This window comes from Endozoicomonas sp. ONNA2 (assembly GCF_024606365.1).
Lineage (GTDB): Bacteria > Pseudomonadota > Gammaproteobacteria > Pseudomonadales > Endozoicomonadaceae > Endozoicomonas.
The window spans coordinates 1-19,159 of record NZ_JAHHPO010000196.1 but is presented as its reverse complement, the minus strand read 5'-3'; the positions used below and the strand labels follow the sequence as shown (position 1 = coordinate 19,159).

Sequence of the window (19,159 nt, the reverse complement as noted above, 5' to 3'; positions counted from 1 at the left end):
TGCCCTACTGCGGTGGCAGCAAATTGGTCTAAAAAGTCGGAAATTTTTAGTAAATCCAGTTGAATTCCTGATTTGAGGTATATTATGCGCAGCCATTATTGCGGCGAACTGAATCTTTCCCATGATGGGCAGGAAGTCACCCTCTGCGGTTGGGTACATCGCCGTCGTGATCACGGTGGCGTGATTTTTCTGGACCTGCGTGATCGCGAAGGGCTGGCTCAAGTGGTGGTTGACCCTGATACTGAAGAAGCGTTTGCCCTGGCTGACAAGGTGCGCAGTGAATATGTTCTGAAAATCACCGGTTTCGTGCGCCCCCGTCCGGCAGGCACTGTGAACAGCAATATGTCTACTGGTGAGATTGAGGTGCTGGGCAAACAGGTGGAAATCCTTAACCAGGCCCAGACGCCGCCATTCCAGATTGAAGGTTATACCGATGTGGGTGAAGATGTCCGCCTGCGTAACCGGGTCGTTGATCTGCGTCGTCCTGAGATGCAGGAAAAGCTGATTATTCGCAGCAAAGCCACCGCCGTAGTACGTCGCTTTATGGAAGAGCAAGGCTTTCTGGATATTGAAACACCGATGCTGACCCGTGCAACTCCAGAGGGTGCCCGTGACTATCTGGTGCCCAGCCGTGTGCACCCCGGGCACTTCTACGCACTTCCCCAGTCGCCCCAGCTGTTCAAGCAGATGCTGATGGTCTCTGGCTTTGATCGCTACTATCAGATCGTCAAGTGTTTCCGTGATGAAGATCTGCGAGCAGATCGTCAGCCGGAATTTACCCAGATCGATATTGAGACATCCTTCCTTGATGAAGCTCAGATCATGGGTATTACTGAAGCCCTGATCAAAAAACTGTTTATGGAAGTTAAGGGCGTGGAACTTGGCGCTGAATTTCCTCGCATGACCTATGCCGAAGCCCTAAGCCGTTATGGCTCTGATAAGCCAGACCTGCGTATTCCCCTGGAATTGGTGGACGTGGCAGACCTGATGGCCGGTGTTGACTTCAAGGTATTCAAAGGGCCGGCAGAAGATCCCAAAAGCCGTGTTGCCGCCCTGAAAGTGCCCGGTGGTGGCGAGTTGAGCCGTAAACAGATTGACGACTACACGAAATTTGTCAGTATCTACGGCGCCAGGGGTCTGGCCTGGATCAAGGTGAATGAGCTGGAAAAAGGAGTTGAAGGCCTTCAGTCGCCAATCCTCAAGTTTTTGGGTGATGATGTCACCATGAGTATCATGTCCCGGCTTGATGTTGCCGATGGCGACATCGTCTTCTTTGGTGCGGGTAAAGCAACGATTGTTAATGAAGCACTGGGTGCCCTGCGCTGTAAGGTGGGTGACGACCTGAATCTATACACCTGCGACTGGGCACCATTGTGGGTTGTTGACTTCCCGATGTTTGAGCAGACCGATAATGGTGCCCTGACCGCGCTGCATCACCCATTCACAGCACCCACCTGTACCTGTGAAGAGTTGGAGGCTAATCCGTCCCGGGCGCTCTCCCGTGCTTATGATATGGTTCTGAATGGCTATGAAGTGGGTGGTGGTTCTGTCCGTATTCATCGTCAGGAAATGCAGCAGGCGGTATTCCGTGTGCTGGATATTCAGGAAGAAGAGCAGCGTGAGAAGTTTGGCTTCCTGCTGGATGCCCTGAAGTACGGTGCGCCGCCCCATGGTGGTCTGGCGTTCGGCCTGGATCGTCTGGTGATGCTGCTGTGTGGTACGACTAACATTCGGGAAGTGATTGCTTTCCCGAAAACCCAGTCAGCTTCCTGTTTGCTGACTCAGGCTCCGGGTGAAGTGGACGGTCAGCAGCTGCGTGATCTGAACCTGCGCATTCGTCGCGATCCGGCATCGGCGACCAGTCATTGATTCATCATGGCGATCGCTCCAGCGGTTGCCGACAAAGCGTCTACTAAATAGAGGTTCCTATGGCAGGTCATAGTAAATGGGCCAACATCAAACACCGCAAGGCCGCGCAGGACGCCAGGCGGGGCAAGATCTTTACCAAAATCATCCGTGAACTGACGGTTGCCGCCAGGCAGGGCGGCGGTAATGTTGAAGATAACCCGAAGCTGCGAGCGATCGTTGATAAAGCCCTGGCTGCCAATATGACCCGGGATACCATTAACCGCGCCATTGCCCGAGGTGCCGGTGGTGAAGATGATTCAAATATGGAAGAAGTCACCTATGAAGGGTACGGGGCTGGGGGCATCGCGGTTCTGGTTGAGTGCCTGACGGATAACCGCAACCGGACAGTGGCCGAAGTTCGTCATGCGTTTTCCAGGCACGGCGGTAACCTCGGCACCGATGGTTCCGTTGCTTACCTGTTTGAACGCAAGGGCCAGATCTTCTTTGAACAAGGTATTGATGAAGAGCAGCTGATGGATTCAGCCCTGGAAGCCGGTGCTGAGGATATTGTCACGAATGATGATGGCTCCGTAGAAGTGCTCACGGAGTGGACCGGGTTCATGGCTGTAAAGGACGCGTTGGAAGCTGCAGGGCTGTCACCTGCGGGTGGTGAAGTTGCCATGATTGCATCTACCCAGACAGAGCTTGATCTGGCAGGTGCCGAGAAAATCATGAAACTGATTGATCATCTGGAAGATCTGGATGATGTTCAGAATGTCTACACCAATGCAGACATCCCTGCAGACGTCATGGCGCAACTGGGTTGAACCAGGTGGAGTTAATCGAAAACCCGGACGGCTCCGGGTTTTTTTATATCTACGCAGGGCAGCTACCAATGGGCAATTATCAGGTATCCCGAGGCCGAGGATTGTTAAATATTCAAAGCCAGAGTGATTAGAAAGAGCACCAGCGTGACACTGGCTATGGTCAGTAATGGTTTCATTTGATTATTCATCTGGCAACAAAACTCACGTTCAAGAGTAAGTCGCAACCGATGGGTTTCGTAGCCTATTTTGGTAATGCCGTGTTTCAAAATTGTAATGCTGGAAACGTGTATGTATACACAGTATTCTTTTTGAACGACAGGTTTTGGACAAAAATGGAATGGCCATATTGTTGGGGATTGATCCCGGGTCCAGGATTACCGGGTATGGAATCATTGAGGAAATCGGCTCCCAGTGTCAATACGTGGCGTCGGGTTGTATCCGAATTCAGGATGGGCCGCTACCAGAAAGACTTGCCCGGGTTTTTCAGGGTATCAATAGCGTGATTGAAATGTACAGTCCGCAATCTGTCGGTATTGAGCAGGTGTTTATGGCCCGCAATGCCGACTCTGCCCTGAAGCTCGGGCAGGCCCGTGGAGCGGCGATTGTTGCCGCAGTGAATCATGGCCTTGACGTTTCAGAGTACTCGGCCCGACAGGTGAAACAGGCAGTAGTGGGCCGGGGTTCTGCGGAAAAGTCCCAGGTGCAACACATGGTTTGTGCAATTCTGAACTTGGATAAAACCCCTCCGGCAGATGCTGCTGATGCGTTGGCAGTGGCCTTGTGTCACTCCCACACACGCTCAAGTCTGGTGCGAATGGCCGGTGCAACGGGTAGAAGAAATCGTCGGTTATTAAGTCGTTAAAAGAGATACTGGATATGATAGGCAGACTGCGTGGTATTTTGTTGGAAAAAAAAGCGCCTTACCTGCTGCTTGATGCCGGCGGGGTAGGCTATGAAGTTGAGGCGCCGATGTCGGTGTTTTATCGTCTGCCAGAGGTTGGGGCTGAGGCAACGCTTTATACACACTTTGTCGTTAGAGAAGATGCGCAGTTGCTCTATGGCTTCAGTGACGCCCGGGAGAGAGAGTTGTTCCGCACTCTGATAAAAGTGAATGGGGTTGGTCCGAAACTGGGCCTGACACTACTTTCAGGCATAGAAGCGACTGAGTTTGTCCGTTGTGTCCATGATGGTGACAGTTCCACTTTGGTGAAATTACCCGGCGTTGGCAAGAAAACAGCGGAACGCCTGATCGTGGAGTTAAAGGATAAGCTGTCAAAATGGGATAGCTCAGCTGGGCAATTTGCTGGTTTTGCGGGAACGCCATTGGAGCAGGCCCTGGAAAAACAGGCGGCTGATATTGAACAAGAAGCCGTCAGCGCTCTGGTTGCCCTGGGCTATAAACCTCAGGAAGCCAGTAAGGTTATTGGGCGGATCAAAATAGAAGGCCTGTCCAGTGAAGAACTCATCAGGCAGGCTTTAAAAAGTATGATTTAAGATGATTCCCGGGAAAAATTATGATTGAAGCGGATCGCTTAATGTCGGCCAGTGAGCGCCCCAATGAAGAGGCTCAGGATCGGGCCATTCGACCGGTCAGGTTGAGTGAGTATACCGGGCAACCCAAAGTCAGGGAGCAGATGGAGATATTTATCCAGGCCGCCCGAAAACGTGGCGATGCCTTGGATCATACGTTGATATTTGGCCCACCCGGGCTGGGCAAGACCACGCTCTCCCATATTGTTGCCAATGAAATGGGCAGTAATATCCGTTCGACTTCCGGGCCGGTTATTGAAAAGGCCGGAGACCTGGCAGCCCTGCTCACCAACCTTGAGACTAATGACATTCTGTTTATTGATGAAATCCATCGTCTCAGCCCAGCCGTTGAAGAGGTGCTCTATCCGGCCATGGAAGATTATCAGTTGGATATTATGATCGGCGAAGGACCTGCGGCACGTTCGATCAAACTGGACCTTCCTCCCTTTACCCTGGTCGGTGCGACCACCCGTGCAGGGCTATTGACATCACCCTTACGGGATCGGTTTGGTATCGTTCAGCGGCTTGAGTTCTACAGTGTGGCGGATCTCAGTGCAATTGTGCTGCGTTCTGCCGGTATTCTCGGCGTGCAGATGAACCGGGAGGCGGCCACTGAAGTGGCTCGCCGTTCAAGAGGCACACCCCGCATAGCCAATCGGTTGCTGAGAAGAGTCAGGGATTATGCACAAGTGAAAGGCGATGGTTCGGTAACCCGTGAACTTGCCGATGCTGCCCTGAATATGCTGGATGTGGATGCCAGCGGGTTTGATCATATGGACCGTCGTTTATTGCTGGCTATGATTGAAAAGTTTGATGGCGGCCCGGTGGGTGTTGACAGCCTTGCCGCAGCCATCAGTGAAGAGCGGGACACCATAGAGGATGTACTTGAGCCTTACTTGATTCAACAGGGTTATATAATGAGAACACCCAGGGGGCGGGTATTAACCAAGAACGCCTATCTGCATTTTGGCTATGATTACCCTTGATCTCTGTTGAGGTGGTATTATGAGCTAGACTTCGATTCATACTCAAAAAGCGTATCAGCTCTATTTCGCTGGGGGATTTTAAAAGGGGAGTCTGCGTCCGGTGCACAGTTCCTCTCGGGTATTCAGGTGTGTCCTGATGGGCATGCAACTAAATTTCAACAGGCTCCGGTCTCATTGAAACAAACAGGGTCTATAATATGCTCCCAAGTGGAATGCCTGAAATTTCGATGCAGGTTAGTTTGCCAATTGATAAACCAGAATCAGAGTCTTCATCAGGAGAGGTACAATTTGCCGGAACCAAAATGTGCGTGGCTCCCGTTGAAACAAGCAGACAAGTCTCCCTTGGGGATTTAAGCGAGGAAAGTGGGAATCCCGAGGCTTTGAGAGGAGTCGCAGGAATAAAAGACAGGGGATGCCGTTTGGTTAAGTGTCCTGAGTTCATTAAGGTGTTTACCACTGAAGCTGCGGAAAGTTGCGTACCTCCAACTGGTGCAGTGTGTTCATATGGCGAGGTCAAGAAGCAGGAATCAGAGCACGGTACTCTCAGTCAACTTGAAGACCTTGCACTGCTGATGGGTTTTGCCAAAAGTTTAGGACTTACTGCTAGTACAGCTGCGGATAGTGCCTCCCCTGCAGGTAGTCTTCATCCGGTTGTGGAAAAAATTGTCTATTTGTACGACAGCGAAGAACTTGAGCTGGATTCTTCTTATGAGGTGACATGTTATGCAGGGGATGGTTCAGATAAACTGTATTTGCACTTGAAGCCTACATGTACTGTTACACAGTTAACCCCTGATATTCCGCCCTTTCAACAAAAACCCTTTGATTACTCTACTTATGATCAGGCTTCACATCCGGATCTGATTCATGCTCATGGTGATTTCTACATTGAAATTGATGGTGTTAAAGAGGATAAAGTACTTTTACAATTATTTGATCGAGTAAAATCACCTGAACCGTTCAAGCAAGAATCCAAAATAAAGTTCTTTATTCGCTTTCGGAATAATATGCCTGATGATCAGATTGCCTATAAACATGCTCGCTATAGACTGGTCACTGAACGTACTGACAGGAATCAAATTTATTTTTCATGCAGTGTCCCTGTAGCAAAATCAGAAAAATCAGCTGAAAATACACTGTATATTGAATTACAGGCTCCATTTATTAACTGTCCTGAACCTGACCTGGATGAGATTTTTGATATCGAAAAGGAAGGAAAATCAACGAGAGATAAGCTGAAAAGAAATCTTGATGGCAGTATAAATAATCAAACAAACAGGGATCTTCTGCGCCAAAAGTCAATACCGATTGTGAGAAATAAGCGGAGTGCTCCTGATAAAAATGACTTTGTTGGTGAGTACCTCGGGTCAGGAATTGCGCAACGTGTATTTACCCATGCAGAGTTTAACAAATTAGCGGCAAAAGAAATCAAGTGCCGTATGAGTCCCTCAAAATCTGGAACAACGATCAGGACGTTAAATAGTACACAAAGAATATGCTCGTGTGTGATGACAGAACCCCGGTTAAAACAACGGGGCGAGATTAAGTTTGTAATGAGTCCTATAGAATATATAGCTGTTTCTTATCAGGATGATACTGTTGAGCAAATTCATGAACCCAGGTTTTACGAAAAACCTGATATCAATGTTGCTGATTTTGGCAAATTAAATGTTGCCAAAAGGACAAGGAGTTCACTGTCAGAGTCCGATGCCAGCAATAATATTGATATCTTGACCATTTTGTCGGCCCTGGAAAATAACAGGCTGGTAATGTCAAACCACGATAATTTGTCACATGCAATGGAAGTTAATGAAAGTCAGTTTAAATCCAAATCTCAGGAGGATCATCGTGTAACAGTTCTGGGTTTGCAAAGGAAATACGACAAGCAGGAGATGGTTGAATATATATTGAAAGATCCTGATGAGAAACCCGAGGTTAAATTTGAAATCATTAAAGGCATTCTGGATTTGATCGACAGATGTGACCACTTTAACAAGATAATTGAGGATAAAGGTAACGGCTGGGAGATCAAATGTGTTATTGATGGAAATTTTGCCAATTTTGCCTATAACCGAAAGAAGCATCAGCTTATTTACCTTGATGTTGCCCCTGCAACGATTACCATCGATGGACAGATTCTGCCTGGGAATGAATTTATGATGGACTGGATTCCTGAGAGGCATCGCTTTGTTTCTAAAATGTCCGAAGATCCACAGATGTCAAAATTGTTCGTGCTGGTGATGCTGACAAATGATCTTCGTCAACTTGAAAAAGTACAATCCAGACTGATAAGAGAGTCGGTTAGTCATGATTCGCATAAGGAGGAAGCCTCTTCCCTGCGTGCTGTGGTCAGCAAGGTATCTTCTTTGCTGGCTGAGGATGATCAATTTTTATCTTGGTGTGCTTACCATTTTTTTCCAGATTCTGAAGTGATTATGGAAAAAATAAAATATAACGAGGAGACATCTTTGCGGACTGAATTTACAGATGTATCCACTTTATTTGATAAGTATATAAAAGAACCTTTGGTGGATTTTCAAAAATGTACAGCTCCCGGGGCTGGTTCTGTTGATTCGGAGAAAATCAGGTCATTGCCATTATCAAGAAGAATGGAATTGCTCAGGTTGTTATCGGATGCGGTTTTTGGGCATATGAAACGAATAAAAAAGAGTTTGGCTGATGTCTCATCAAAGAAATTATCTGGTGATGGCATGGTGAATAGTTCAATGAATAGCAGTATCTTATCCAAAATAGAATCCGAAACAATGATGAGGAGTGCTATAAGAGGTGAAGCTGTGCATATCTTTGCAACTGCTAGTGCTATAGAAGAAAGTTTTAATGAAATTGCTTTTCACTGGCTGAAGAAATGGGAAGAATTTCATGACTATAAACCCGTAGGGGCGGAAAGCATTACTAGTGTGTTTGGATTAAGTCGTCAGTTATTATTGGATGCCAGGTATGATGATAGTAATGAATCTATGATGATTACCATTCCTTGCTTTCAACGATTAATCAGAAGGATTTATGGTGAAAAAGTGGATGTCCTCTTGGTTGAGCCTTTTCATGGGCATGATAAGGGGTTTCGAACGGCTTTGTTTCACTGGTGGTCTATGTCTCAAGATAAATCACTGCGCCTGGATGAGTGCATTGGGGTTGAGGCATTTCATGAGACTCTGGAAAATTTGACAAAGGATACAATGGTACTTTTTAATCAACAGCCAGAGAAATCCTATTTGATTGGGGATGTCAGAGAAAATCCATGGTCCAGTAGCTTCATCACGAAGAAAGAAATAGGGTCCAGTAAGCTTAATTGCTCATTACCAGTTACTCATATGTCATGTCAGGATGGTTATGCAAAATTACTTTTTGAAAAAATTATTATAGGCTTGAGAGAGCTTTACGAAATCAGAAAAGAAAAAATTCCGGGAAATGAAAAGAGTGAAAAGCTCTCTGACGAGGATTTTCTCAAGAAGCTCGTGGTATGGGTTCCGGGAAGCTGTGCTGAAATAGGAAAGGTTGAAACGGAAATTGAGCATGTCTTTATAAAAACGAATTTGTCTTCTAGCATCATGACTCGGTTAAAGCCATGGCTCCGTGGTTATCTCGATATGTTACAAGATACCTTTGGTAAGGAGCCCTCCCCAAGTGTGTACCTGATTATGCGTTTACCATCATCAAAAGATACCAGAGAATATGCGCGTTGGCTGTTCCGTCTTACCAAGGATGAAGATGCTAATGACATATCATTCATGAACTTTGCTTGTGGGCTAACTATGAATACGCTGATGGAGAAGATTCAGAAAAGTAGCGAAAAAACGTCATCTTCCAAACCAGGTGTTCTGTTTATTGAGGGGGGGTATGGGTATACGTCGGGTAATTTTCTTCTGCATGATTCGCCTGTGGTCAGGGCATGCTGGGGATATGATGAGGTCTTTCTCAAAGAAATAGACGGCGATAGCCATACAATAGATCCGGCCCCGGAATCAGCAGCTGCGGATAGATCTCCCAATATGGACTCCAGTGCTTATAGTATGAAGTCTATGACGTGTGATAATGAGGTCAATAGTGCAATAGCGATCTATAATTCAGTTCACTTTCGATGATGATTTTCTGATAAACCCGGTTGTAGTTCATATGAAATTTTTATGGATGTAATTTGGTTTTATGGCTACATCTATCCGTCAGAAGATTACGCTGTTTAATCTGCTGCCAGCTATAGTTTTTTACAGCATTATTACATTTGTTTTTCTTTTCTTTACTTTCCGGACAGCTTCGGAGGAAATCGGCAAAAGGCATCTTAATGAGACGTTACGATATGCAGCAACTGTAGATACAAAAATTAGTAAAGCTATCTTGGCTGGCAGGGTTTTATCCTTATCTGCCACAGGGATTTCTTATAATGACTTTTTCTCAAAAGTTATTTCAATATTCAGGGATCTGCCTTATGTGAACTCGGTATCAATCATCGATTTTGAAAAGCAAGATGGGACATTAGTAAAAAGTAAAAATTCTGTTTTTTTGGGCCATATGGACAATAATATTTCCAGATATCAAGGCTCAGATTACCCCATTCCCGATCAAGTCTATTTTTCAATAGATAACAATACAGGGTACGACTGGTATGTTAATACGGAAAAAAATGGGACCATGTTTTATTCCAGCTTGTTGCTCAGGGTTTCTGATGATCGACATGGAACTCGCTTTCTGAGGCTTGATCTTGATGCCGCCAAACTGGTCAATATGCCGACAAATCTGGATTTTCGGGTTCGCCTGATCATTGCCGACCCTTTTGGACGTATTGTGTACGCCAATGGCATATCGCTACTAAAGTACAGAACTATTGAAAAATTTTCGCAGCTTGGACCTTGTGAGGGCAGTGGTGAACTTTACTTTCCTTCGGAGAATGGCGGTTCGTTCAGGCATTTGCTTTATAGCCCCATTAAACCATCGAAACCTGACGCACCCTGTGGTTTTATGAAAGATGTTCTGCACAATGTTGTCAAAGAGGGCAGACTTGTCAGTGTTCGTGTTTTAACCAGGGGCAGTTACAAGTGGTCGGCCGCTGTTCCTGTTAAATCCACCGGTTGGTTTTTCAGTTACAGCATATTGGAAACTGACATCATGAAGCCGGTGTACAAACAGGCCTTTTTGAGCGCAAGCCTGATTGGTCTGGCCATGGTTTTAGCCATCATATGCCTGTGGTATGTCTCTGGCAGGATTACGCGCCCCCTGAATGAATTAAAACGTGAAATGAATACCTTTGGTTTCCTGCCCGATGACTCAAGTGATAATTTCCAGGATTCCAGGGATGAGGCTGTTAGCCTGAACAGGAGCTTTATCCGGTTGAAGGAACGACTGTTGAGTCGAGAAGAAGCCTTGCAAAAAGCACGGGCGCAAAATATGGCCAGTCTCGTTCAGCAGCTAAGAGGGCGGTATTTCTATTTTCATCTGGCCGGTTCAGGGGACATTACCTATGTCAGTCCATCAATTACTTCAGTATTGGGTTTCGCCGAACACGAGTTTTCAGGAAAAATTCAGGATTTTTTAACGGAATCAGTGATTAATGATTCCTTCAGAGGCATTTTGAAGCAGTTGCCACAAGGTGTTTGGCAGGAAACATTTGAACTGGAATTTTTTCATAAAGAGGGTTCCATACGCTGCATTGAAGTGGGTTGTGCGGGACACGCCAATAAAAGCTCTCTGACCCGGAAAAACAGCGGCCAACAGCTCGACAGTTTTGAGTGTATGGGCAACGATATTACCCATCTTGTTCGGGACACGGAAAAATTCAAGGCGTTGATTGCCGGATCGCCAGATGCCATTGTCATCACCGATACGGCAGGTGTTATCAACCTGGTGAACCCCAGAGTTGAAAATCTCTTTCGTTATCATGAGTTTGATTTACTGGGCCTGCCATTGGCACTGTTAATTGACCCTGAATACCGCGCAGATCTCATGCTGCTGAAGGAACTGTCCTCAGATGAAATTGACAGCCATTGTCTTGAGGCAAAGCTCTCCAGGGGGGTTGATAAGTATGGACATGGGTTTCCTGTTGAAATATCCAGCAATGTTTTGACCACAGCCGATGGTTTGCTGATATCCATCGTCTTTCGTGACATTACTCAAAGAAAGCGGATCGAAGGTGAGTTACTGAAGGCTAAAGAAACAGCAGAAAAGGCCAGCCAGGCAAAGTCCTTATTCCTGTCCCACATCAGCCATGAACTGAGAACCCCGCTTAATGGCGTTCTTGGTTATGCCCAGCTGCTGTTAGCAGATCGCGATGTACCTGTTATATACCGGGAAAGTTTATCATCCCTGGAAGCCTGTGGTTTGCATCTGTTGACCATGATTAATGACATTCTGGATATCACCAAGATTGAAAGTGGCATTGTCAGAACCCGCGTGGTGCCTTTTAATCTCCGGGCGACTTTGGATATGGTATTTGCCAATTTTCGTGAAGCTGCGAAAGTCAAGGGTCTGGACTTGCTGCTGGATATTCTTCCCAATGTAGAGTTGGAGATCGTCGGGGATAATGTCAAACTTCGCCAGGTTTTGATCAATTTGATTGGCAATGCCATAAAGTTCACGGAGTCTGGTAGCGTCTACCTGAAGATTTTTGTGAAAGGCGAAAAGCTGCAATTTGAAGTACTTGATAGTGGTGTGGGTATTGTAACATCAGATTTGCCGCAGCTATTCCAGCCATTCACTCAGCTAAAGAAAGGGCAGGAATCTGGAGGAGCCGGTTTGGGTCTCTCTATCAGTTATCGTCTGGTGGAAGCCATGGGGGGCGAACTCCGGGCTGAGAGTGAGCCCGGAATAGGAAGTCGCTTCTATTTCAGTATTCCATACCAGCTTGGCAATGGGGAGAGTCGAAAAGAAATATCTGACTCGTCCTCGAGAATTGCTGGACCCGACGTTACTCCGGTTCACTATAATAAACAGCAAATTCTGGTGGTTGACGATAGCATTAACAACAGAGATATGTTGGTAAAGGCCCTCAAGTCTAAATCTTTTTCTGTTGAGGCGGCAGAAGGAGGGTTTGAAGCGGTGGAAAAATGCAGAGCTACACGCTACGACCTTGTTTTGATGGATCTCAGAATGCCAGGCCTGGATGGCTTTGACGCTGCCAGGGAGATTCACCGCCTCGGTCGAAAGCCATCCATCAAGATTATGGCCATATCAGCCAGTGTGTCGGAACAGACAAGAGTAAAAATGGCGAATTCCGGATTTTGTGGCTTTATTGCCAAACCCGTCTGCTTTGATGAATTGTTTAATTGTATTTATAGCCATTTGGAAAATGATAACGGCTTGTTTTCTGCTTTGCCAATTTCCGACCTTTGCCAGAAAGAAATGGCGACTGCCTTGAAGCACTTGCTTGAGATAGGTGACCTGAAAACACTGGAAGAAAAAGCCGAAGGGTGGTCCTTGCAGCCGGGTTATGGCAGCGTCCCTGAAAAAGTAATTGAATTGTGTAAGCAACTGGATGTCATGGGGCTGGAGAAACTCTTTAACGCTTTATTGGATCATTCTGGCTCGTAGTTTATGACCATCAAACAGTCTTCACTGGATAAAATTGCCGTGCCTTGCACAACCTTTAGCTGGTACTGATCCCCATTATGGTTTTTGGTGTTATGATCAGTCCTTCTTCGACTTCATAATTGATGGGTAGAGAGGTTGTCGGTGGCAGAAAACATGTCTCTGTGGGCTTTGGTTGGTAACGCCAGTTGGATTGTGTTACTGGTGTTGTTGTTACTGGTGGCAGCATCGCTTGTTTCGTGGATGATGATTTTCCAGCGGGGAATCCAGCTGAGAAATGCACAGCAAGCGATGATTGCATTTGAAGATCGTTTCTGGTCGGGAATGGATCTGATTCTGCTGTACAAGGAAGTGCAACAAAATGAACAACCTGAATCAGGGGTGGAACACATCTTTAATGCCGGTTTTACCGAGTTTACCCGCCTGCGAAACCAGGGAGCCGTTGATCCTGATGCGGTCATGGAAGGCGCTCAGCGGGCCATGCGGGTGGCCATATCCAGGGAGCAGGAGCGCCTGGAAGGGAACCTGACATTTCTTGCCAGTGTTGGGTCTACCTGTCCTTATCTGGGTCTTTTTGGCACAGTTGTCGGTATTATGAACTCTTTTCGTGGCCTGGCGGTGGTTCAGCAGCCAACCCTTGCTTCGGTTGCCCCCGGCATTGCCGAGGCTTTGCTGACCACTGCTGTTGGTCTTGTTGCCGCTATCCCCGCGGTTGTCGCCTATAATCGCTATGCTTCAAAGGTTGAAGCCCTGATGTCCAATTACGAGACATTTGCGGATGAGTTTTCCAGTATCCTTCACCGTAAAGTTTACAGTCGGACATAAAGGGATATTACCGCAATGTCACCAATGAGAAGTGGGATAAAAATCAGAAATCGTCGTAAACCCATGTCTGAAATAAACATGGTGCCGTTTATCGATATCATGATGGTGCTACTGGTGGCTTTTATGATCACTGCCCCCATGATGACCCAGGGAGTGAAAGTTGAGCTGCCCAAAACCAGTAGCGATAATATTGCCCTGCCAGAAGACAAGGAAGTTCTGGTTGTCTCTGTTAAAGCAGATGGCAGTTATTATATGGACGTTGGATCTGACCATGAAAAAGCGGTTACTCTTCCGTCACTGACAGAAAAAGTCAGTAAGGTAGTGAGTGCCAGACCAGGGATTCAAGTGTTGATTCAAGGAGACACCAACGTTGCTTATGGATCAGTAGTTCAATTAATGGCTGGCCTGCAAAACTCAGGTATCAGTCATGTTGGGCTGGTAACTGACCCGGTGGCGGTTGGCATGGAAGAGCGGTAGATGAACAGATGGTTTAATATTGCTTTTCCAACCCTTTTGGCAAGGGTGACGGAAGGTTATGGTTTTGCACTGGCCCTCTCTCTGATTCTTCATCTCATTATGTTTAGTGTACTTTTGGTCAACTGGAATGCCGACGCCAAACCTGCAATAACGCCGCCCTTGCCAATCAGTGCTGCGTTGGTATCGTTGCCTGAACCGGCGTCAAAACCGCAAACCGTCAGTAAGCCTGCACAGAGCCAGGCGGAACAAAATCGCAAAGACGAAGCGAAACGACGGGCGGAAGCGAAAAAAATGGCAGAGGCCGGGCGTAAACAAGCTGAACAGCAACGAAAGGAGCAGGAACGGCAGAAAACCCTGGCCCTGAAGCGGGAAGAGGAAAGAAAAAAAGATGAGCTTCGTCAAAAGGAAGAAGCTGCCCGGAAACGTCGAGAGCTGGAAAGACGTGAGCGGCAAAAGGAACAACAGCGTAAAGAGCAGCAAGCGCTTGAGCAAGCCATGGTTATGGAACAGCAAGCTTTGGCAGCGGCTCAGCAGCTTGAGCATGACCAGCGGCAGCAAGCACAATATGCAGCGCTGATTAAAAGCCTGACCTCCCGGTATTGGAACAGGCCTCCCAGCGCACGCAATGATATGGTGGCAGAAATTCGTATCAGTCTTTCTCCCTTTGGGGATGTGCTGGATATTACGATGCTGAAGTCCAGTGGCAACGATGAGTTTGATCGCTCTGTTATCCAGGCTATACGCCAGGCATCGCCCTTTTCCGAGTTGAAGGACCTTGAACGACGAATTTTTGAGCAATATTTCCGACGAATTACTTTCCGATTCAGGCCCGAGGATCTGGTTAAATGAGGCACTTTTTCAAAACCTTTTTATTATTTTACTGTTTGCTTTGGCAGATGAGTGCTCAGGCAGAGCTTATTATTGAGGTCACCCGGGGCAATGACAAAGCTGTGTCCATGGCGGTTTCCCCTTTCAGCTGGAGGGGGGAGAAAGTATTGCCAGAAGACCCGGCGGCAATCATAGATAACGATTTGAAACTCAGCGGCCTGTTCAAGGCAATGCCACGAGCGAGTATGCTCAGCTTTCCAGCCAGTGAGTCAGAAGTTTTTTACCGTGACTGGAGGTTGCTTGGGGCTTCTTACCTGGTAACGGGGCAGGTGGTGCTTAAGGACAATGCGTACACCATGACCTATCAGCTTTATGACGTTATCAGGGGAAAGCGCATAACCAAGGGGGGATTTACCGGCAACAGCATCCAGCTTCGGGAGATGTCGCATCGCATCAGCGATGCTGTCTATGAAAAGATTACTGGGCTGAAGGGCGATTTTTCAACCCGGATTCTATACGTAACAGCCAAGAGGCATGACGCCAAAAGAACGGATTATCAGCTTAATTATGCCGATGCTGATGGTAAACGTAACAGGAAGGTTTTCAGCTCCAGCGAGCCTATTTTATCACCCAGCTGGTCGCCAGACGGGACAAGGGTTACCTATGTTTCCTTCGAGGAGGGGCGTCCAGCTATTTATATGCAGGAACTGGCAACAGGGATCCGCAAAAAACTGACCGGTTTTAAAGGGCTGAATAACTCCCCGGTATGGGCTCCGAACGGCAAATCCATTGCCATGGTCCTTTCCAGGGATGGTAACCCGGACGTTTATATTCTTGATCTGGCAACAAATAAAATCAGTAATGTTACAACTCACTATGCCATAGACACTGAACCAGACTGGATGCCAGATGGCAATAGTATCGTTTTTACCTCAAATCGAGGCGGGAGTCCTCAGGTCTATCAGCAGAAGGTCAGTCGAAAAAGTGATGGTGAATTTATACCAACAGACAAGCCTCGTCGTCTAACCTTTGAAGGGCGGTTCAATGCCCGGGCCAAGGTCTTTCCGGATGGCAAGTCCCTGGCTCTGGTGCATAAAGGGGCAGGAGCCACTGACTTTAACATCGCGGTTCTCGACCTGGATACCGATAGACTGCGGCTACTGACGTCATCCAGACTGGAAGATTCTCCCAGTATCGCTCCGGGTGGGCGCAGATTGATCTATTCTGTTCAAGGTGGCAAGAATGGCGAGCTGGGTATTGTTTCTGCAGATGGCCGTGTGAAACAGCGATTGCCTTCTGCTGAAGGTGATGTGCGCGAGCCTGCGTGGGGGCCTGGTAATGAACTCAAATAGTTAAAACCAGGGTGAATCGCTCTGTTGTGTTCAAAGTGATACAAGAGAGTTCTTTTTGGCCTGTAGATATTCTGACTTGCTGCTATGCTCGTTTAATCTGTTCTTTTGAATGAGTTGCCTGAAGCTTATTTGCATGAGGCTGAATAATATCAGCTTCAAACTGGATAAGTGGAGGCAATGGTGACGGTTGTTCAATGGTGAGGTTGTCCTTCATCGCATATTTTCACTGGTATAATACTGCGTCTGGCCCAGCCAGCGGGGCTGTCGATTAATTTATACCAAGGTGGTTAAAATGACTCCGTCAACCTTTTGCTCCGTGCTCTTTTCCGGTAGCTCTTTCTCTGAGGAAACCTTATTATCCCTTGCTATTCGGGCTAGTCGGGCGACCTCTGTTCTGTTAGTGTACTGCACGAATTTTTGCAATCCCGTAGAGAATGATTGGAGTTGAAAATGCAAATCGCCAATGTTGTTAAAGCAGCTATTATGGCTGTCGCTGCTATCTGGCTGGCAGGGTGTGCTTCCAGGAAAGAGCCAACTACTGCAGAAACACAGCCGCCGGTTGTTATTGTTGAAGAAGAAGTACTGGTTGAAGTACAGCCTGTTTTGGACCCTGCAGTGCAGGCAGTTATTAACAGTGGCAAGATTGATGAGTCTCCGGAAGAGATTCAGGCGTTGCTGGAAAAGAATACCTACTTCTTCCCATTTGACAGCACCAGGCTGGGTGAGGAAGCTTACCAGTCCCTGGATGTACATGCTGCCTACCTGACTTCTGAATTGGGTTATATGAAAAATATCGTCATTCAGGGGCATACCGATGAGCGTGGTACCCGTACTTACAATCTGGCTCTGGGTGAGCGTCGTGCCATGTCGGTGAAAGATTACCTGGTCGCTAAAGGTGTTGCAGCTGATCGTATTGACGTAGTCAGCTTTGGCTTTGAGAAGCCTCTGGACCCTGAGCACAATGATACTGCTTGGGCCTTGAACCGTCGTGCTGTAATTGTTACTGAGTAACCGGCAATACCAGTTACATTCTTCTGTGTTGGCTTGCTGAAAATCAGCCCGGTTAAAAAGCAGTTTAGAATATAACTGGTATCATTATTTCGTCTGGGGGATGAATGCGTAGAGGAAAAACTGACAAGTTAATGTTGATGCTGACTTTTGCAGTGTTGGTTGCTGGTTCTCTAAGTGGCGTGGCATTTGCCGCAGCGCCCGTTGAAGAACCCAGACCTCTGGGGCTCTCAGCTGAATCCCGGCCCGTTATCAGTAAGATCACAGATGAACCTGTTTCAATTTCTTCCTCCTCTGATAGCAACGATGGTTACAATGGCACGGCACACCTGCTTAATACTATTGATCAGCTTCGACAGGAAATGATGGAAATGCGGGGGCAGCTGGAAGAGCATGCCTTTCGCATTGAACAACTGCAGCAGGAAGGCCGGGACAGGTATCTTGATCTCGACGAGCGAGTTTCTCGATTGAAGGATCAGTCCGGGGCAGTGGCTGCCCCGGCAGCAGTTACTAACCTGAAGCCGCCGATGGCCAATGTTCCAGTGGCAGCAGACCAAAAGGGTCAGTCGGCCTTGAAAGCTGAGGAGGCCACTTACCAGTCGGCATTTGGACTCATTCGCACCAAGCAGTTTGATCAAGCGAAAAAGGCACTCCGGGAGCAGTTAAAAACCTACCCTGATGGCCGTTATGCAGACAATGCCCATTATTGGCTGGGTGAAGTTGATATGGCTCAAGGGCATTATGATTCTGCCCGGGAGTCTTTTCAGGTTATTCTGGATAAGTTTCCAAAAAGTTCTAAAGTTCCGGATGCCAGCTACAAGCTTGGACGAGTGCATGACTTGCTCGGCAATCAGAAAGAGGCGAAGAGACTCTTTGAGCTGGTTATTCAGCAATACCCTGACAGTTCTGCTGCGAGGCTTTCCGACACTTATTTAAGAAGTATGAATGGATCCTGATTCTCGGGCAACCTTTTGGGTATGGGCGATGTCACTCCCCGTTTGCTCTCATCGATTCCACATCACTTACTTATATATTTTTTCCCACCGCTATTTGATCGGCATACGGTGCAAGAGAAATATCTCTGCTATGCTGCATACTTTGCTCAAGTGGGCAAGGTTTCAAGCCTGCTGCAGCTGACATAACAGGGCATCGAACGTGAACGATAGTATAAATTTTATCCCCTTTCAGATTTTCAATGTGTGATGTAGGCAGGCATCTTGAATGCTAAGAATTACCGAGATTTTTTACTCATTACAGGGAGAGACCAGAACCACCGGACTGCCAACGGTTTTTGTCAGGTTGACCGGCTGCCCCCTGCGTTGTCGCTGGTGTGATACTGAGTATGCCTTCAAGGGGGGAGAGTTATTATCCACTGAAACGATACTGGACAAAGTGTCAGTATATAACCCGGGATATGTCACTGTGACCGGCGGTGAGCCTCTGTCCCAGAAAGCCTGTTTCGGGTTGCTGAGTCTTCTGGCTGATCAGGGTTATGAGGTTTCTCTGGAAACCAGTGGGGCATTGAGCCTTTGTGAAGTTGATTCAAGGGTGATCAAGGTGATGGATTTGAAACCTCCGGCTTCAGGTGAGTCCCACCGGAATTTGTATGAAAATATCGGTTTTCTTGACAGGAAAGACCAGTTGAAATTTGTGATTGCTGATCGTGGGGATTATGAATGGTCTGTTTCTAAACTAATCCAGTATGACCTGGCGAACAGGGTTTCCGATGTTCTTTTTTCTCCGGTCAGTGGCGCTATGTCTTCCAAGGTGTTGGCGGGTTGGATTCTGGAAGACAGACTGCCGGTCAGATTTCAATTACAGCTGCATCGGATGATCTGGGGAGACCTGCCGGGTGTCTAGGAGGCTGTCCGAGAATAGATTGCCCTACTGCGGCGACAGCAAATTGGTCTAAAAATCCGTTTTTGTTCGGCAAATAGCCCCG

The 19,159-nt window shown here is 47.2% G+C and carries 14 protein-coding genes; all 14 read left to right on the top strand.

Translation table 11 applies throughout. From position 1 onward, the window contains the following. Positions 1–84: 84 nt before the first annotated feature. The 14 genes from aspS (at position 85) to queE (ending at position 19,077) form a co-directional block, all read left to right on the top strand. Positions 85–1,869, top strand: coding sequence for an aspartate--tRNA ligase (gene aspS / locus KDK14_RS03525; RefSeq protein WP_257263639.1), 1,785 nt, complete (start codon positions 85–87; stop codon positions 1,867–1,869). A gap of 59 nt (positions 1,870–1,928) precedes the next feature. Then, a complete protein-coding gene (locus tag KDK14_RS03520) occupies positions 1,929–2,675 on the top strand; it encodes a YebC/PmpR family DNA-binding transcriptional regulator (protein WP_257263638.1) in 747 nt (248 codons plus the stop codon). Between the two features lie 337 nt (positions 2,676–3,012). Continuing rightward, on the top strand, positions 3,013–3,537 hold the full coding sequence (ruvC, locus tag KDK14_RS03515; protein WP_257263637.1) for a crossover junction endodeoxyribonuclease RuvC: 525 nt from the start codon (positions 3,013–3,015) through the stop codon (positions 3,535–3,537). 14 nt (positions 3,538–3,551) lie between these two features. Then, positions 3,552–4,169 (top strand): Holliday junction branch migration protein RuvA, encoded by a 618-nt coding sequence (ruvA, locus tag KDK14_RS03510; RefSeq protein WP_257263636.1) that lies wholly within the window; start codon positions 3,552–3,554, stop codon positions 4,167–4,169. A 20-nt stretch (positions 4,170–4,189) separates the two neighbouring features. After that, the gene (ruvB, locus tag KDK14_RS03505) at positions 4,190–5,191 is read left to right on the top strand and encodes a Holliday junction branch migration DNA helicase RuvB (RefSeq protein ID WP_257263635.1); all 1,002 of its coding nucleotides are present in this window, start codon (positions 4,190–4,192) and stop codon (positions 5,189–5,191) included. Between the two features lie 197 nt (positions 5,192–5,388). Then, positions 5,389–9,294: a hypothetical protein gene (locus KDK14_RS03500; RefSeq protein WP_257263634.1), complete on the top strand. Its 3,906-nt coding sequence runs from the start codon at positions 5,389–5,391 to the stop codon at positions 9,292–9,294. A gap of 343 nt (positions 9,295–9,637) precedes the next feature. Continuing rightward, positions 9,638–12,730 carry an ATP-binding protein gene (locus KDK14_RS03495; RefSeq protein ID WP_257263633.1) on the top strand — a complete coding sequence of 1,031 codons (3,093 nt, stop codon included), beginning with the start codon at positions 9,638–9,640 and terminating at the stop codon, positions 12,728–12,730. A 153-nt stretch (positions 12,731–12,883) separates the two neighbouring features. Further along, positions 12,884–13,552: a protein TolQ gene (gene tolQ, locus KDK14_RS03490; protein WP_257263632.1), complete on the top strand. Its 669-nt coding sequence runs from the start codon at positions 12,884–12,886 to the stop codon at positions 13,550–13,552. Between the two features lie 15 nt (positions 13,553–13,567). Further along, positions 13,568–14,029 (top strand): protein TolR, encoded by a 462-nt coding sequence (gene tolR / locus KDK14_RS03485; protein WP_257263631.1) that lies wholly within the window; start codon positions 13,568–13,570, stop codon positions 14,027–14,029. Next, positions 14,030–14,878, top strand: coding sequence for a cell envelope integrity protein TolA (locus tag KDK14_RS03480; RefSeq protein WP_257263630.1), 849 nt, complete (start codon positions 14,030–14,032; stop codon positions 14,876–14,878). Further along, a complete protein-coding gene (gene tolB / locus KDK14_RS03475) occupies positions 14,875–16,209 on the top strand; it encodes a Tol-Pal system beta propeller repeat protein TolB (RefSeq protein ID WP_257263629.1) in 1,335 nt (444 codons plus the stop codon). Before KDK14_RS03480 ends, tolB begins: the two co-directional genes overlap by 4 nt. Before the next feature lie 450 nt (positions 16,210–16,659). Further along, positions 16,660–17,220 (top strand): OmpA family protein, encoded by a 561-nt coding sequence (locus KDK14_RS03470; RefSeq protein ID WP_257263628.1) that lies wholly within the window; start codon positions 16,660–16,662, stop codon positions 17,218–17,220. A 104-nt stretch (positions 17,221–17,324) separates the two neighbouring features. Then, positions 17,325–18,173: a tol-pal system protein YbgF gene (ybgF, locus tag KDK14_RS03465; protein WP_257263627.1), complete on the top strand. Its 849-nt coding sequence runs from the start codon at positions 17,325–17,327 to the stop codon at positions 18,171–18,173. Between the two features lie 265 nt (positions 18,174–18,438). Next, positions 18,439–19,077 carry a 7-carboxy-7-deazaguanine synthase QueE gene (gene queE, locus KDK14_RS03460; protein WP_257263626.1) on the top strand — a complete coding sequence of 213 codons (639 nt, stop codon included), beginning with the start codon at positions 18,439–18,441 and terminating at the stop codon, positions 19,075–19,077. Positions 19,078–19,159: the final 82 nt, after the last annotated feature.

Coding starts and splice junctions, on each gene's coding strand:
- aspS (WP_257263639.1), top strand. CDS start 85: ATGCGCAGCCATTATTGCGGCGAACTGAATCTTTCCCATGATGGGCAG.
- ruvC (WP_257263637.1), top strand. CDS start 3,013: ATGGCCATATTGTTGGGGATTGATCCCGGGTCCAGGATTACCGGGTAT.
- tolR (WP_257263631.1), top strand. CDS start 13,568: ATGTCACCAATGAGAAGTGGGATAAAAATCAGAAATCGTCGTAAACCC.
- ybgF (WP_257263627.1), top strand. CDS start 17,325: ATGCGTAGAGGAAAAACTGACAAGTTAATGTTGATGCTGACTTTTGCA.
- KDK14_RS03470 (WP_257263628.1), top strand. CDS start 16,660: ATGCAAATCGCCAATGTTGTTAAAGCAGCTATTATGGCTGTCGCTGCT.
- queE (WP_257263626.1), top strand. CDS start 18,439: ATGCTAAGAATTACCGAGATTTTTTACTCATTACAGGGAGAGACCAGA.
- tolB (WP_257263629.1), top strand. CDS start 14,875: ATGAGGCACTTTTTCAAAACCTTTTTATTATTTTACTGTTTGCTTTGG.
- KDK14_RS03520 (WP_257263638.1), top strand. CDS start 1,929: ATGGCAGGTCATAGTAAATGGGCCAACATCAAACACCGCAAGGCCGCG.
- ruvA (WP_257263636.1), top strand. CDS start 3,552: ATGATAGGCAGACTGCGTGGTATTTTGTTGGAAAAAAAAGCGCCTTAC.
- KDK14_RS03480 (WP_257263630.1), top strand. CDS start 14,030: ATGAACAGATGGTTTAATATTGCTTTTCCAACCCTTTTGGCAAGGGTG.
- KDK14_RS03500 (WP_257263634.1), top strand. CDS start 5,389: ATGCTCCCAAGTGGAATGCCTGAAATTTCGATGCAGGTTAGTTTGCCA.
- ruvB (WP_257263635.1), top strand. CDS start 4,190: ATGATTGAAGCGGATCGCTTAATGTCGGCCAGTGAGCGCCCCAATGAA.
- tolQ (WP_257263632.1), top strand. CDS start 12,884: ATGTCTCTGTGGGCTTTGGTTGGTAACGCCAGTTGGATTGTGTTACTG.